Annotated in this window: 14 protein-coding genes; 9 read left to right on the top strand and 5 right to left on the bottom strand. The window is 64.1% G+C overall.

Annotated elements, in window-relative coordinates; genetic code table 11:
- Positions 1 to 25 precede the first annotated feature (25 nt).
- From C2U40_RS11670 to pspF, 5 genes are all read right to left on the bottom strand, one after another.
- Positions 26 to 1,024 (bottom strand): peptide ABC transporter ATP-binding protein, encoded by a 999-nt coding sequence (locus C2U40_RS11670; protein WP_103828266.1) that lies wholly within the window; start codon positions 1,022 to 1,024, stop codon positions 26 to 28.
- Positions 1,024 to 1,917 carry an ABC transporter permease subunit gene (locus tag C2U40_RS11665; protein ID WP_103828265.1) on the bottom strand — a complete coding sequence of 298 codons (894 nt, stop codon included), beginning with the start codon at positions 1,915 to 1,917 and terminating at the stop codon, positions 1,024 to 1,026. Before C2U40_RS11665 ends, C2U40_RS11670 begins: the two co-directional genes overlap by 1 nt.
- A 35-nt stretch (positions 1,918 to 1,952) precedes the next feature.
- Entirely contained in the window at positions 1,953 to 2,912 is a 960-nt protein-coding gene (locus tag C2U40_RS11660; RefSeq protein ID WP_011705751.1) for an ABC transporter permease, read from the bottom strand.
- A gap of 2 nt (positions 2,913 to 2,914) precedes the next feature.
- Positions 2,915 to 4,510 carry an ABC transporter substrate-binding protein SapA gene (gene sapA / locus C2U40_RS11655; RefSeq protein ID WP_045524999.1) on the bottom strand — a complete coding sequence of 532 codons (1,596 nt, stop codon included), beginning with the start codon at positions 4,508 to 4,510 and terminating at the stop codon, positions 2,915 to 2,917.
- A gap of 90 nt (positions 4,511 to 4,600) precedes the next feature.
- Positions 4,601 to 5,635 carry a phage shock protein operon transcriptional activator gene (gene pspF, locus C2U40_RS11650; RefSeq protein ID WP_103828264.1) on the bottom strand — a complete coding sequence of 345 codons (1,035 nt, stop codon included), beginning with the start codon at positions 5,633 to 5,635 and terminating at the stop codon, positions 4,601 to 4,603.
- Positions 5,636 to 5,831: 196 nt separating this feature from the next.
- Between pspF and pspA the strand changes: the two genes are divergently transcribed.
- The 9 genes from pspA (at position 5,832) to tyrR (ending at position 12,947) form a co-directional block, all read left to right on the top strand.
- Entirely contained in the window at positions 5,832 to 6,512 is a 681-nt protein-coding gene (pspA, locus tag C2U40_RS11645) for a phage shock protein PspA (RefSeq protein WP_103828263.1), read from the top strand.
- A 3-nt stretch (positions 6,513 to 6,515) separates the two neighbouring features.
- On the top strand, positions 6,516 to 6,752 hold the full coding sequence (gene pspB, locus C2U40_RS11640; RefSeq protein ID WP_005300084.1) for an envelope stress response membrane protein PspB: 237 nt from the start codon (positions 6,516 to 6,518) through the stop codon (positions 6,750 to 6,752).
- Entirely contained in the window at positions 6,749 to 7,153 is a 405-nt protein-coding gene (pspC, locus tag C2U40_RS11635; RefSeq protein ID WP_017409654.1) for an envelope stress response membrane protein PspC, read from the top strand. Before pspB ends, pspC begins: the two co-directional genes overlap by 4 nt.
- A gap of 131 nt (positions 7,154 to 7,284) precedes the next feature.
- Positions 7,285 to 8,691 carry a YcjX family protein gene (locus C2U40_RS11630; protein WP_181014856.1) on the top strand — a complete coding sequence of 469 codons (1,407 nt, stop codon included), beginning with the start codon at positions 7,285 to 7,287 and terminating at the stop codon, positions 8,689 to 8,691.
- Positions 8,692 to 8,753: 62 nt separating this feature from the next.
- Positions 8,754 to 9,785: a YcjF family protein gene (locus C2U40_RS11625; RefSeq protein ID WP_103828261.1), complete on the top strand. Its 1,032-nt coding sequence runs from the start codon at positions 8,754 to 8,756 to the stop codon at positions 9,783 to 9,785.
- A gap of 171 nt (positions 9,786 to 9,956) precedes the next feature.
- Positions 9,957 to 10,751 carry a phenylalanine 4-monooxygenase gene (gene phhA, locus C2U40_RS11620; RefSeq protein WP_016350470.1) on the top strand — a complete coding sequence of 265 codons (795 nt, stop codon included), beginning with the start codon at positions 9,957 to 9,959 and terminating at the stop codon, positions 10,749 to 10,751.
- Positions 10,752 to 10,805: 54 nt separating this feature from the next.
- Positions 10,806 to 11,144 carry a 4a-hydroxytetrahydrobiopterin dehydratase gene (locus C2U40_RS11615; protein WP_005300093.1) on the top strand — a complete coding sequence of 113 codons (339 nt, stop codon included), beginning with the start codon at positions 10,806 to 10,808 and terminating at the stop codon, positions 11,142 to 11,144.
- A gap of 28 nt (positions 11,145 to 11,172) precedes the next feature.
- Positions 11,173 to 11,265 carry a 4a-hydroxytetrahydrobiopterin dehydratase gene (locus C2U40_RS11610; protein ID WP_373366258.1) on the top strand — a complete coding sequence of 31 codons (93 nt, stop codon included), beginning with the start codon at positions 11,173 to 11,175 and terminating at the stop codon, positions 11,263 to 11,265.
- A 134-nt stretch (positions 11,266 to 11,399) separates the two neighbouring features.
- Entirely contained in the window at positions 11,400 to 12,947 is a 1,548-nt protein-coding gene (tyrR, locus tag C2U40_RS11605) for a transcriptional regulator TyrR (RefSeq protein WP_016350472.1), read from the top strand.
- Positions 12,948 to 13,061 lie beyond the last annotated feature (114 nt).

Here is a 13,061-nt window from a genome sequence, read left to right as displayed (position 1 = left end):
GCCACGCTCTGATACGGGATTGAATTCACTTTTTGGGCTCTTCCATGTTCAACGGAAAGTGGCAGCTGAACTGGTGCCCCTTGAGCTTGCTCATCAGCGGGGTCTGCACGCACTGCTTCTGGGCATAGGGGCAGCGGGGGCCGAGCCGACAACCGATGGGCAGGTGCTGTAGCGGCGGAATGACGCCGGGCAGGGTTTCTAGACGCGACTTGTGGCGCACCAGCTTGTCAAAGTCGGGGATCGACTTGAGCAGCGCATCGGTATAGGGGTGGTGCGGCGTCTCCAGGATCTGCTCCCGGGTACCCACCTCCACCATCTGGCCGCAATACATCACGTTGATGGTGTCGGTCAGGTTGGCGATGGCGGCGATGTCGTTGCTGATGATGAGGATGGTGGTGTTGCCCAGCTTGTTCATCTTGTCCAGCAGCCGCAGGATCTGGGAATGGGTGGTGGACTCCATGGCGCTGGTGGGCTCGTCCGCCACCAGCAGGCGCGGCTGGTTGGCGATCGCCATGGCGATCATCACCTTCTGGCACATGCCGTCCGATAGCTCGTGAGGGTAGGCCCGCATCACCTTGCGGTGATCCTTGACGCCGACCCGGTGCAGCAAGGCGATGGCCTTCTTCTTGCGCCACTGGAAGCGCTGCCAGAACTGCCCCTCGAAGGAGTCGGTCGGGATTGCCTCTTCCAGCTGGGTGCCGATCTCCTCGGAGGGGTCGAGACAGCTGATGGGGTCCTGGAAGATCATGGCGATCTCGCGGCCCATGATACGGCGCCGCTCGTGGGGCGCCATGGTCAGCAAGTCCATGTCGTTGAAGCGCATCCGGTCGGCGCGCACCGTCCAGTTGTCCTTCTGGATGCCGACGATCACCTTGGCCACCAGGCTCTTGCCGGAGCCGGATTCGCCCACCAGACCGCGGATCTCCCCCTCGGCCAGGGTCAGGCTCACCTTGTCCACCGCCTTGACCTTGCCCTGCGGGGTGTCGATCTCGATGGTGAGGTTGCGTATGTCGAGCAGAGGCATTAGTCGTTCCCCTCTTTGAGTGCTTCGCGAATACCTTCACCCACTAGATTGGTGACCAGCACGCTGAACAGGATGGCCATGCCCGGCAGGGTCACGGTCCAGGGGGCGAGATAGATGAGATCGCTCGAATCGGCCAGCATGGCGCCCCATTCCGGTTGCGGTGACTGGGCGCCGAGGCCGAGAAAGCCCACCGCCGAGATGTCGAGGATGGCTGCCGACAGTGTGCGGGTGGTCTGGGCCACCAGGGTTTCGACGATGTTCGGCAAAATGGCCAGCCGCATGATCCGCAAGGGGGGCGAGCCATCGAGCCGGCTGGCGATGATGTACTCCTTCTGCATCTCGGTGTGAACCGCGTTGTAGGTGGCCCGGATGAAGGGAGGGATCAGCGCCAGGGTGATGGCGATCAGGGTGTTGAACAGACCCGGCCCCAGGATGGCCACCATGATGATGGCCAGCAGCAGGGAGGGGATGGAGAGCAGGGTATCGAGCAGGTGGTGCAGCACGCTCGACTTGAGCCCCTTGCTCATGCCGCCGAGGATGCCGATGGCGGTACCCGCCACCATGGCGATCACCACCACCAGCAGGGCGTTGCCAAAGGTGAACCTGGCGCCCACCACCAGCCGGGAGAGGATGTCGCGCCCCAGATCGTCGGTACCGAGGAAGTAGTCGATGTTGCCGCTGTTGGCCCAGGAGGGGGCCAGCAGCAAGCGGGCGCTGTGCTGCTCGTCGATACCGTAGGGCACCACCAGCGGGCCGAACAGAGTGATGAGCAGCAGGATCAGGAAGCACCAGAGCCCTGCCATCGCCAGCGGATTGCGGCGATAGGAGGCCCAGGTCTGCTCCAGCGGCGAGAGGATCTTGAGCTCGGGGTAGAGGCTAGTCTTGTCTTGCATAGGATTCCTGGCTCCGGGTCATGCCATGAGCACGTTCAGTCTTGTTTTGCATAGAGTTCTTTGCGCCGCGCCGGGTAGATGATGGTGGTGAGTAGCTCGGTGCTGACGCTGATGAAGATGACGAAGCTGGCCACCACCAGGGTGGCGCCGCGGATGGCGGCGTAGTCCTGCAAGGCGATGCTGTTGATGAGCCAGCGGCCGATACCGTGCCACTCGAACACCACCTCGGTGATCATGGCGGAGGTGAGCACGCTGCCCAGCTGCAGGCCCAGCAACGGCAGCACCGGCGGCAGGGCGTTCTTGAGGCCGTGACGCCAGACGATCTGGCGACGGGAGAGGCCGCGGCTGGCCGCCGCCTTGATGTAGTTCTGCTTCATCACGTCGATGAGGGAGCTGCGCACGTGGCGGATCACCTCGGTGGTGGGCACCACCGCCAGCACCAGCGAGGGCAGGATCAGGTGGCGCAGGGCGTCGTGCAGGGCGGCCTGGCGCCAGGGTTCGTGGCTCATCAGCACGTCGATGAGGGCGATGCCGGTGATGGAGGGCACGTCATAGAGCAGGCTGATCTGGCCGGAGGCGGGCAGCCAGCCCAGATCCAGCGAGAAGAACATCACCACCAGCAGCGCCAGCCAGAACACCGGCACCGCGTAGCCGATGAGGCCGGCGGTCATGATGGTGAGATCGAGCGGCTTGCCCTGAGAGAGGGCCGCCAGGGTGCCGAGCGGAATGCCCACCAGCAGCGAGATGGCGAAGGCCGCCACGCAGAGGATCAGGGTGGCGGGGAAGTAGTGACGGATCTCGTCCAGCACCGGCAGGCCGGAGACGCTGGAGAGCCCCAGATCCCCGTCCAGAATGCGGCGCAGGAAGTCGGGATAGCCGCTCCAGAAGCTGGCCTGCTGGCCGATGAGGCGCACGTCCAGCAGGTAGGCGACGAAGGTCAGCGCCAGCAGGGTGATGAGCAGCAGATTGATGCGACGCAGGATATAGAGAAACATGCTTACTCCCGATAGGCCTGGTTGAAGACGGTGCCGCCAAAGGGCATCAGGGAGAGCCCCTCGATGTCGCTGCGGCTGACCTGGGTGCGCAGGGCATGGGCCAGCGGAATGAGCGGCATCTGCTCGTTGAGCAGGGTCTGGGCGTAGTAGTAGTTGCGCAGCCTGAATGCCAGCTGGGGCGTGGTCACCGCATCGTCCAGCAGCTGATCAAACGCCGGGCTGCACCAGCGGCTGTAGTTGTTGCCACGCTCGACGGCGGCGCAGCTCAGCAGTTGGCGAAAGAAGTTGTCCGGGTCGGCGTTGTCGGCAATCCAGCCGCTGAGCAGGCTGTCGTACTGGCCCTGGGCGAGGCGGGCCTCGATGACCGGCCACTCCTGCTGCACGATTTTGAGCTTGATGCCGACCTTGGCCAGATCGCTTCGCATCAGCTGGGCGGTTTTGAGGGCATCCGGGTTGTAGGCGCGCGAGCCCGGCTGCACCAGCACCTGCATCTCGAACCCTTGCTCCAGTCCCGCCTCCTTGAGCAGCTGGCGCGCCCGCTTGAGATCCGGCTGGCGCATCGGCAGGGAGGGGTTGTAACCCCAGGAGAGCGGCGGCAGCAGGCTGTTGGCGGGCTGGCCCGTCTCGAAATAGACCGCCTGCAGCAGGTTGTCGATGTTGATGGCGCTGGCGATGGCCTGGCGTACCTGCACCTTGTTGAACGGCGCCTTGCGGGTATTGAGGGCGAGGAAGGCGACGTTCATGCCGGACTGCACCGCCAGGCTGAGGTCGGGATCCTGGTCGATCACCGACAGCTGGCTGGCGGAGGGGGTGCTCATCACGTCGCACTCGCCGGTCAGCAGCTTGGCCAGCCGCTTGGACGATTTGGGGGTGATGTCATAGATGAGCTGCTCAATCTTGGCCTCGCCGCCCCAGTAACCGGGGTGGCGCAGGTAGCGCACGTATTCGTTGTGGCGATACTCCTTGAAGCTGAACGGCCCGGTGCCCACCGGACGGCTGTCGATGAGCCCCGGGGTGCCGGCTTTTTGCAGCTGCCCGGCATACTCGGCGGAGAGCACGATGGCGTAGTCGCTGGCCAGGGTGGCGAGGAAAGAGGCATCCGGCCGGTTCAGCTCGAATACCACCTGATCGGTGCCCTTCTTGTAGACCCGCTTGATCAGCTGATCCAGCCCCAGGCTGTAGAAGTAGGGGTATTCGCCACCGGAGACGTCGTGATAGGGGTGCTGCTTGTCGAGCAGCCGCTGCCAGGTGAACACCACGTCGTCGGCGTTGAGGGGACGCGAGGGGTTGAACCAGGGCGTGTGGTGAAAGGTGACTCCCTTGCGCAGGGTCAGGGTATAGAAGAGGCCGTCTTCGCTGGTGCTCCAGCGGGTGGCGAGCCCTCCCTCCAGCGCCAGGGTGTTGGGATTCACCTCCAGCAGGCGGTCGTAGAGCGGGCGCGAGCTGGCATCCAGGGTCACCCCGGAATTGGAGACCTGGGGATTGAAGGTCTGGGGCGAGCCTTCCGCACAATAGATGAGTCCCGTCCTGGACGCGTCGTCTTGTTTCTGACAACCGGTGAGCAGCACCAGCATTCCAAGCAGCAAGGGTTTGAGCATTCTCATTGTCGAACCATGTTTTTATACGAAGTTGCCGGCGACGGGGCCGGCAAGGGGTGGGTGCCGCTCTGGGGCAGGCTGCCCGGGTGATTAATCCGCATCGTTGTCACTGTCCAGCAGCTGGTATTTACGCAGCATGCCGCGGAACTGGTGATAGCTCAGGGCCAGCAGTTGGGCGGCTTTGCGCTGATTATACTGGGATTGCTGCAGTGCTTGCTTGAGTAAATTAATCTCGTAGCCCGCCACCGCCTGTTTAAGATCCAGCGGCAGGGCGGGGGAGTCCGGTGTCACCGTTGGCGCCTGCTCCAGCGGGACGGTGGTCGCAACCGCCGCCGGGGCCCGGGGGCGCCAGGGGGAATCGAACGGGTTGAGCACCAGCTCGGCCAGCGGCAACTGGGGGTTGCCCTGGCGGTAGATGCTGCGCTCTACCACGTTTTTCAGCTCCCGCACGTTGCCGGGCCAGGGGTAATCCAGCAGCAACTGGGTCGCCTTGCGCGAGAAACCGGCAAACAGCGGATAGCCGAGCTCCCGGGTCATGCCGTGGGCGAAGTGCTCCGCCAGCATCAGAATATCTTCGCGCCGCTCCCGCAGCGGGGGCAGGGTGATGACGTCGAAGGCGAGCCGGTCGAGCAGGTCGTGGCGAAACTGCCCCTTGTCGGCCAGTGCTGGCAGATCTTCGTTGGTGGCGCACACCAGCCGTACATCCACCTTGAGGGCCTTGGCGCCGCCCACCCGCTCGAACTCGCCGTACTCGATGACCCGCAGCAGTTTTTCCTGCACCCGCGCGCTGGTGGTGGCCAGTTCGTCAAGGAAGAGGGTGCCGCCATCGGCCCGCTCGAAGCGGCCCTGGTGGCGCTTGGCGGCGCCGGTGAAGGAGCCCGCCTCGTGGCCGAACAGCTCGGTCTCCAGCAGACTCTCGCTCAAGGTGGCGCAGTTGACGGTGACAAAGCTTTGATCCCAGTGCGCCGAGAGATAATGTAGGCGGTGGGCGATGAGCTCCTTGCCGGTCCCCCGTTCGCCGATGATCAGCACGGGCTTGCGCAGCGGCGCCAGGCGGGAGGCCTGCTCAATGATCTCGAGAAATGCGTTGGATTCCCCCAACAGGCTTTCCGTGGCCGTGGTCATAGTCATCCCCGTGAATCGTTGGAAGCTGGTCAATCTTACCAAAAGTTGGTGATTCTAATCATTACTTGTGTGGTGCATCTTGAAACTCGACTTATCTGCCCCATATAAATCAACAAGTTAAATTCTGTTCCAGATTGGCACACAAGTTGCCATTGTCAATGGAGAAACAACGTATGCCAACCACAGGAGTACAATCATGAGTATTTTTTCCCGCCTGGCCGACATCATCAATTCCAACCTGACGGCCCTGCTCGACAAGGCAGAAGATCCCCAGAAGATGGTGCGCCTGATCATCCAGGAGATGGAAGACGAGCTGGTGAAGGAGCGCTCCAATCTGGCCCGCTTCCTCGCCAACCAGAAAGAGATCGGCCGCCAGGTCAGCCGCCATCAGGAGCAGGTCGCCGAGTGGCAGGGCAAGGCCGAGCTGGCCCTGAGCAAGGGGCGGGAAGACTTGGCCCGCGCGGCGCTTATCGAGAAGAAGAAGCAGGCCGAGCTGGCCGACGGCCTCGAGCGTGAGCAGCAGGCGGTGGACAGCGGCATCGCCAAGCTGGGGGAGGAGATCCGTCAGCTGGAAGCCAAGCTGGAAGATGCCCGTGCCCGCCAGAAGGCGATGGCCATTCGCAGCGAAGCGGCCAGCAGCCGTCTCAACGTGCAGAGCCAGGTCGCCCGTGGCGACAGCCAGGCGGTGGTGAGCAAGTTCGAGCGCATGGAGCGCCGCATCGACGAGATGGAGGCCCGCGCCGATCTGGGGCAGTCCGACAAGGCGCTGGCCCAGCAGTTTGCCGAACTGGAAGCCGACGATCAGATCAGCAAAGAGCTCGAGGCCATGCGCCAGAAGCTGGGCCAAGGCGATACCACGCCAAAACAGGGAGAGTAACAGATGGAAGATCTGCTGGGTGTATTGATGGTTCCCATGGTGGTCTTCATGGTGGTGGTGGCCCCCATCTGGCTGGTGCTGCACTACCGCGCCAAGGGACGCATTGGCGCCGGTCTTGCCGATGGCGAGCGTGAACAGCTGCAGGGGCTGCTGGTGCGTGCCGAGAAGATGCAGGAGCGGGTGGGCGCCCTGGAGTCGATTCTGGATGCGGAAGTCCCGGGTTGGAGGAACAAGGTATGAGCAGCATCAGTCGTGAAGGGCGCAACCTCTATCGTGACCCCCAGCGCGGCAAGATAGCCGGGGTCTGTGCCGGTCTGGCAGAGTACTTCGGGGTGGAGACCTGGATCGTGCGGCTGCTTGCCATCAGCGGCCTTATCTTCGCCGGCTTCATCACCTTCACCGCCTACGTGGCCGCCTGGTTTCTGCTCGACAAGAAGCCCGTCACCCTCTACGCCCAGGAGGATGCCGATTTTGCCGAGGTGCGGATGAAGGCGCGCAGCTGGCAGGCGGGCATCACGCCTCATCAGGCCCTTGTCCGCATTGGCCAGGAGCTGGATGGGCTGGAGCCCAGATTGCAGCGCATCGAGAAGCTGGTGACCTCCAAGGAGTTCACCCTGCAGCGGGAGTTTCGCAACTTGTAACCCTGAGCGGCGCGATGGCCCCGCCGACGCGGGCCGGCCTTTGATGGCGGGCACCGCACGAGGGGGCCATGGCGCGGGGTGGCAGCGGCCATCCCCCTTCGCTCTGGATGAACGGGAGAACAGGACAAGCCTTGATACTCAATAAACTGGAACAGCAGTTCAATCGCCTGCAGCACAAGGCGAACGACGTGGTCAACCGGGTACGGGATCGCCACATCCGGCTGGCGGTCACCGGCCTCTCTCGCAGCGGCAAAACAGCCTTCATCACGGCGCTGGTCAACCAGCTGGAACACGCGGCCATCGACGGCCGTCTGCCACTCTGGGACGCCCAGCGCCAGGGACGCATTCTCGGTGCCCGCCGGGTGCCCCAGCAAAATGCCCACATTCCCACCTTTGCCTACGAACGCGGCCTCGATGCCCTGTTTGGCGATCCGCCGGCCTGGCCCGAGCCGACCCGCGGCGTGGCCGAGGTGCGCCTCGAAATTCGCTATCGCACCCGCCATCCGCTGCGCAAACACCTGGGGGAGATCTCCACCCTCTACGTGGATCTGGTGGATTACCCCGGGGAGTGGCTGCTCGACCTGCCGCTGCTGGAGATGAGCTACGAGCAGTGGAGCGAGCAGGTGCGCGAGCAGCTGCGCCGCCCCGAGCTGCAGACCCTTGCCGCCGACTGGCTGGCACCCGAGTGGCAGGCGGATCAGGGCTTCGAGGAGCGGCCGGTGGCCCAGCTCGCCGAGCGCTACACCGACTACCTGCATGCCTGCAAACAAGAGTTGGGATTGCACCTGATCCAGCCCGGTCGTTTCGTGCTGCCGGGGGAGTATGCCGGCGCCCCCATGCTGCAGTTCGTGCCCTGGGTGTGGGCGATGCCTGCTAGCGAGCCCGCCGAAGGCACCCTCTACGCCACCCTCAAGCAGCGCTTCGAGCAGTACAAACAGCATCTGGTGCAGGGTTTTTATGAGCAGCACTTTGCCGGTTTCGATCGCCAGATCGTGCTGGTGGATTGCCTGCAGCCCCTCAACGCCGGGGCGGCCAGCTTTGGCGACATGCAGCAGGCCATTGCCCGCATCATGGAGAGCTTTGCCTACGGCAAGAGCAACTGGTGGCGGCGGCTCTTCTCGCCGCGCATCGACAAGCTGCTGTTCGTGGCGAGCAAGGCCGATCACGTTACCCCGGAGCAGCACGGCCCCATGGTTTCCCTGCTGCAGCATCTGGTGCGCAGCGGCCGCGGTCAGGCCCGTTTTGAGGGGATTGCCACCGAGTGTCTGGCGCTGGCCGCCATCAAAGCGACCGAGGTGGGCAAGGGGGTGGCCGATGGCCGCGAGTTTCCCGCCATCCGTGGTACCAGCCTGAGCGGTGAGCCGCTGCTGCTGTTTCCGGGCGAGGTGCCGTCCCATATTCCCCCTGCCCAGTGGTGGAACAATCAGGGCTTTGATTTTCAGGCGTTTCGTCCGCTGCCCATGAGCGCCCATCAGGCGCTGCCCCATATCCGGCTCGATGCGGCGCTGGAGTTTCTGCTCGGGGATCACCTCGAATAACCGGTGTGCGGCACGGGCTTGTTGCCTGCGCCGTACCCGGGAGACTATTTTCAGGAGAAGCGATGAACGATCAGATAAAAGAGCGGCCACCGCTGCAGGGCAAGGTGATCCTGGAGCCCGCGTTGACGGCAGCCGAGAAGGAGCTGGCGCCGGCGCCGGCCCAGCGGCTGGAGGAGGCGAGCTTCGAGCGCCTCGATGAGCTGGAAGAGCTCACCGAGGTGGAGAGCGCCATTGTCATCAAGCCGCGTCGCCGTCATCGGCTGCTGGCCTGGGGGCTGGGAGCGGTCGGTGTGCTTTCCTTGGGCCAGTATGGCGCCTTCCTTTACGATCAATTTCTCACCACCCCGCTCTGGGGCGGCGCCTGGCTGGCGGCTTCGGCGCTGGTGGTGGCGGGCACCGCCGGCGTGGTGGGGCGCGAGTGGCTGCGGCTGCGCACCCTCAAGCGGCGCCAGGATGTGCGCTCGCGGGCCGAAGATCTGCTGGCACATCAAGGCGTTGGTCAAGGCCAGGCGTTCTGCGAGGGGCTGGCCGAGCGTAGCGGTGACAAGGGGCGCGAAGGGTATCAGACCTGGCTGGCCCAGCTCGACGAGAGCCACAGCGATCGGGAAGTACTGACCCTCTACAGTCAGCTGGTACTTGGCGAGCGCGACAAGCTGGCCCAGGCGCGGGTGGCCAAATGGTCGGGGGAGGCCGCCGTGCTGGTGGCCTTGAGCCCGCTCGCCACCGTCGACATGATGCTGATGCTGTGGCGCAACCTGCGGATGATCGAGGATATCGCCGACGTCTACGCCATCGAGCTCGGCTACTGGAGCCGCATTCGCCTCATTCGTCAGGTGTTTCGCAACATGCTCTACGCCGGCGCCACCGAGCTGGTGACCGAGGTGGGGATGGACTTGCTGGGGGCCGAGCTCACCGCCAAGCTCTCTGCTCGCGCTGCGCAAGGGGTAGGGGCCGGCCTGCTCACCGCTCGCCTCGGCCTGCGCACCATAGAGGCGTGTCGCCCGCTGCCCTGGTGCGCGGACGAGAAACCCAGGCTCGGCGAGCTGCGCAAGCGGCTGATCGGCCAGCTGGCGGGCTACCTCAACAAGGGGTGAACGGCAGGCCAGGGCTCGATTGTGGCTGTCACAAATTATTTACAATTGTCCGCCGCAGCCGACCCTTGGGTCGGCTGCTTTTTTGAGGGGTAAACCGTTACAGTGATCCCATCGCGCAATGGCGCCTGACCGCCCGGATGGCGGGTCGCAACCCAGAGGATGGAGTCACCCATGGCAAGTCTCTACACCGCCCACCAGCCGGATGAAGCGGGCACGATCCACTACTCGGACGAGGAGCACGGCACCTGGCAGATCCTGATCGCGCGCCAGCTGGCGGCGCTCGAGGGCAAGGCCTGTGACGAGTACCAGGCCGGGCTGGCGCGGCTCGACCTGCCCCGGGATCGGATCCCCCAGCTGGCCCAGATCAACGCCGTGCTGCAACCGGCCACCGGCTGGTCGGTGGCGGCGGTACCGGCGCTCATCTCCTTTGACCGCTTCTTTGCCCTGCTGGCCAACCGCCAGTTTCCGGTGGCCACCTTCATTCGCCGTCGGGACGAGCTCGACTACCTGCAGGAGCCTGACATCTTTCACGAGATCTTCGGCCACTGCGCCATGCTGACCAACCCCGCCTTCGCCCACTTCACCCATGTCTACGGCCAGCTTGGCCTGCGGGCCGGCAAGGAGGAACGGGTCTTTCTGGCGCGGCTCTACTGGTTCACGGTGGAGTTTGGCCTGCTGGCCACGGCGGAGGGGCTGCGCATCTATGGCGGCGGCATTCTCTCCTCCATCGGCGAGACCGCTTATGCCCTTGGCGGCCAACCCGTGCTGCAGCCCTTTGATCCCATCGAGGTGCTGCGCACCCCGTATCGCATCGATATCATGCAACCCACCTATTTCGTGCTGCCCGAGCTTGGCGAGCTCTATCGTCTGGCGGAGCAGGACATCATGGCCATGGTGGCCGAGGCGCGCCGTCTGGGGCTGCGTCCCCCCCGTTTTGCACCGGCCGGCGGCAAGCAGGCGAGCTGAGCCGTCCGCCGGTGTTTGATTACCCCCTTTTCATCGATACACAAGGAGAGTCCCATGTCCGAACTGGCCAGCCAGCAGTGTGAAGCGTGCCGCGCCGATGCCCCCAAGGTGAGCGAGCAGGAGCTGAGCGAACTGATGCGCCTCATCCCCGACTGGCAGCCGCTGGTGGTAAAAGGTGAGCTGCAGCTGCGGCGTGAATTCACCTTTCGCAACTTCAAGGAGGCGCTCGCCTTCACCAACCGGTTGGGTGAACTGGCGGAGGCGGAGTTTCATCATCCGGCCATTCTCACCGAATGGGGGAAGGTGACCGTCAGCTGGTGGACCCACAAGATCGGTGGATTACACCGCAACGACTTCATCATGGCGGCGCGCACGGATGAGCTGCTGAAGTGAAGACGCCCTCACTCACCGAGTGGGCGAGATGGTGACCGCCAGCTGGTGGGCTCACAAGATAGGCGGCTTGCATCGCAATGACTTCATCATGGCGGCGCGCACCGACCAGCTGCTCAAATAAACGTCTGTAGATGGCGCGGGCCTGCCCGGTGAAAACGGGGCGGGCCCGCATTTTTATGGGCTGGCGCTCGCACTGGCGGGATCGAGTCTGTATTATCCGGTCATTCATAGAGTTAGCTAGGAAGTGTGTCCCGAATGCGTCTTGAAGTCAGCTGTGAAGACCGCCTGGGCCTGACCCGGGAACTGCTCGACCGTCTGGTGGAGCACAACATCGATCTGCGCGGCATCGAAATCGATACCTCAGGCATCATCTATCTCAACTTTCCCGAGCTGGAGTTTCGTGATTTCCAGCACCTGATGCCGGAGATCCGCCGCATTCCCGGGGTCTATGACGTCAAGACCATCCCCTACATGCCCTCCGAGCGCGAACACCACGAGATTGAGGCGCTGCTCAAGGCGCTGCCGGATCTGGTCTTCTCCCTCGATGCCAAGGGCAAGGTGACCCAGGCCAACCAGTCCGCCCTCACCACCCTGGCCCTGCCGGTGGAGGAGGTGCGTGGCGCGGCGCTCGGCTCCCTGGTCAAGGGCTTCTCCTTCAGCCGCTGGCTGGAAGCGAGCGAGATCCGGCCGCAGACCTGCAAGCTCAGCATCAATGGCGAAGAGTATCTGGCGGATCTGATGCCGCTGTTCGTGGCCGAGGAGAAGGGCAGACAGGCCCTGGCCGGCGCCGTGGTGGTGCTCAAATCCGCCCGTCGGGTCGGCATGCACTTCAGTGCGCTGCACGCGGTGGAAGTGGGGGGCTTTGAACACCTGCAGGCCGAGAGCCAGAAGATGAAACAGGTGCTGGCCCAGGCGAGCAAGCTGGCGATGCAGGATGCGCCGCTGCTCATCGTCGGTGAGACCGGCACCGGCAAGGAGCTGCTGGCCCGCGCCTGCCACGGTGCCAGCCTGCGCTCCAGCCACCCCTTCATGGCGCTGAACTGTGCGGCCATGCCGGACAACGTGGCCGAGAGCGAGCTCTTCGGTTATGCCCCCGGCGCCTTTGGCAACAACACCGAGGGCAAGCGCGGGGTACTGGAGCTGGCGAGCGGCGGCACCCTGATGCTGGACGAGATCGGCGACATGTCCCCCCATCTGCAGACCAAGTTCCTGCGGGTGCTGCAGGATGGGGTGTTCCGCCGGGTCGGTGACGAGCAGGAGGTGAAGGTCAACGTGCGCTTCATCTGCACCACCCAGAAGCAGTTGCTGGATCTGGTGCACGAGGGCAAGTTCCGGGAAGACCTCTACTATCGCCTCAACGTGCTGAGCCTGGCGTTGCCACCGCTGCGCGAGCGCAAGGCGGACATCATGGCGCTGGCCCAGCAGTTCGTCTCCCGCTTTGCCAGTGAACTGCAGCGCCCGCGCCCGCGTTTTACCCGCAACATGGCCGAGTACCTGACCGCCTACCGCTGGCCGGGCAACGTGCGCCAGCTGCGCAACTGCCTCTACCGCGCCATGACCCTGCTGGAAGGGGACGAGATCGGCCCTGAGCACGTGGATCTGCCGGTGGCGGCCGACGCCATGCCGCTCATCGATGAGTGGTTCGAAGGGGGACTGGACGAGGCGGTTAAACGCTTCGAGAGCCGGCTGCTGGAGCGGCTCTACCCGGCGTTTCCCTCCACCCGCCAACTGGCCAAACGGTTGGGCGTGTCGCACACCGCCATCGCCAACAAGTTGCGGGAATACGGGATCAACAAGAAGTAACCCCATGAATGCACTTTATTGCAGGGCTCACGCACGGGTGGGCCCTCGTCATTATTGTGATGCCGGCCCGATCAGCCCCTTGCTCTGTCGGCTGCGCCTTGTCATGCTGCTGAC

The organism is Aeromonas sp. ASNIH4 (genome assembly GCF_002934425.1).
In the GTDB taxonomy this organism is placed as follows: Bacteria; Pseudomonadota; Gammaproteobacteria; order Enterobacterales; family Aeromonadaceae; genus Aeromonas; species Aeromonas hydrophila.
Note: the sequence above shows the minus strand (reverse complement) of the source record. Positions and strands in the feature narration are given on the sequence as shown.

Coding starts and splice junctions, on each gene's coding strand:
- phhA (WP_016350470.1), top strand. CDS start 9,957: ATGGCAAGTCTCTACACCGCCCACCAGCCGGATGAAGCGGGCACGATC.
- sapA (WP_045524999.1), bottom strand. CDS start 4,510: ATGCTCAAACCCTTGCTGCTTGGAATGCTGGTGCTGCTCACCGGTTGT.
- pspC (WP_017409654.1), top strand. CDS start 6,749: ATGAGCAGCATCAGTCGTGAAGGGCGCAACCTCTATCGTGACCCCCAG.
- C2U40_RS11615 (WP_005300093.1), top strand. CDS start 10,806: ATGTCCGAACTGGCCAGCCAGCAGTGTGAAGCGTGCCGCGCCGATGCC.
- tyrR (WP_016350472.1), top strand. CDS start 11,400: ATGCGTCTTGAAGTCAGCTGTGAAGACCGCCTGGGCCTGACCCGGGAA.
- C2U40_RS11625 (WP_103828261.1), top strand. CDS start 8,754: ATGAACGATCAGATAAAAGAGCGGCCACCGCTGCAGGGCAAGGTGATC.
- C2U40_RS11670 (WP_103828266.1), bottom strand. CDS start 1,024: ATGCCTCTGCTCGACATACGCAACCTCACCATCGAGATCGACACCCCG.
- C2U40_RS11665 (WP_103828265.1), bottom strand. CDS start 1,917: ATGCAAGACAAGACTAGCCTCTACCCCGAGCTCAAGATCCTCTCGCCG.
- pspB (WP_005300084.1), top strand. CDS start 6,516: ATGGAAGATCTGCTGGGTGTATTGATGGTTCCCATGGTGGTCTTCATG.
- pspF (WP_103828264.1), bottom strand. CDS start 5,635: ATGACCACGGCCACGGAAAGCCTGTTGGGGGAATCCAACGCATTTCTC.
- C2U40_RS11610 (WP_373366258.1), top strand. CDS start 11,173: ATGGTGACCGCCAGCTGGTGGGCTCACAAGATAGGCGGCTTGCATCGC.
- C2U40_RS11660 (WP_011705751.1), bottom strand. CDS start 2,912: ATGTTTCTCTATATCCTGCGTCGCATCAATCTGCTGCTCATCACCCTG.
- pspA (WP_103828263.1), top strand. CDS start 5,832: ATGAGTATTTTTTCCCGCCTGGCCGACATCATCAATTCCAACCTGACG.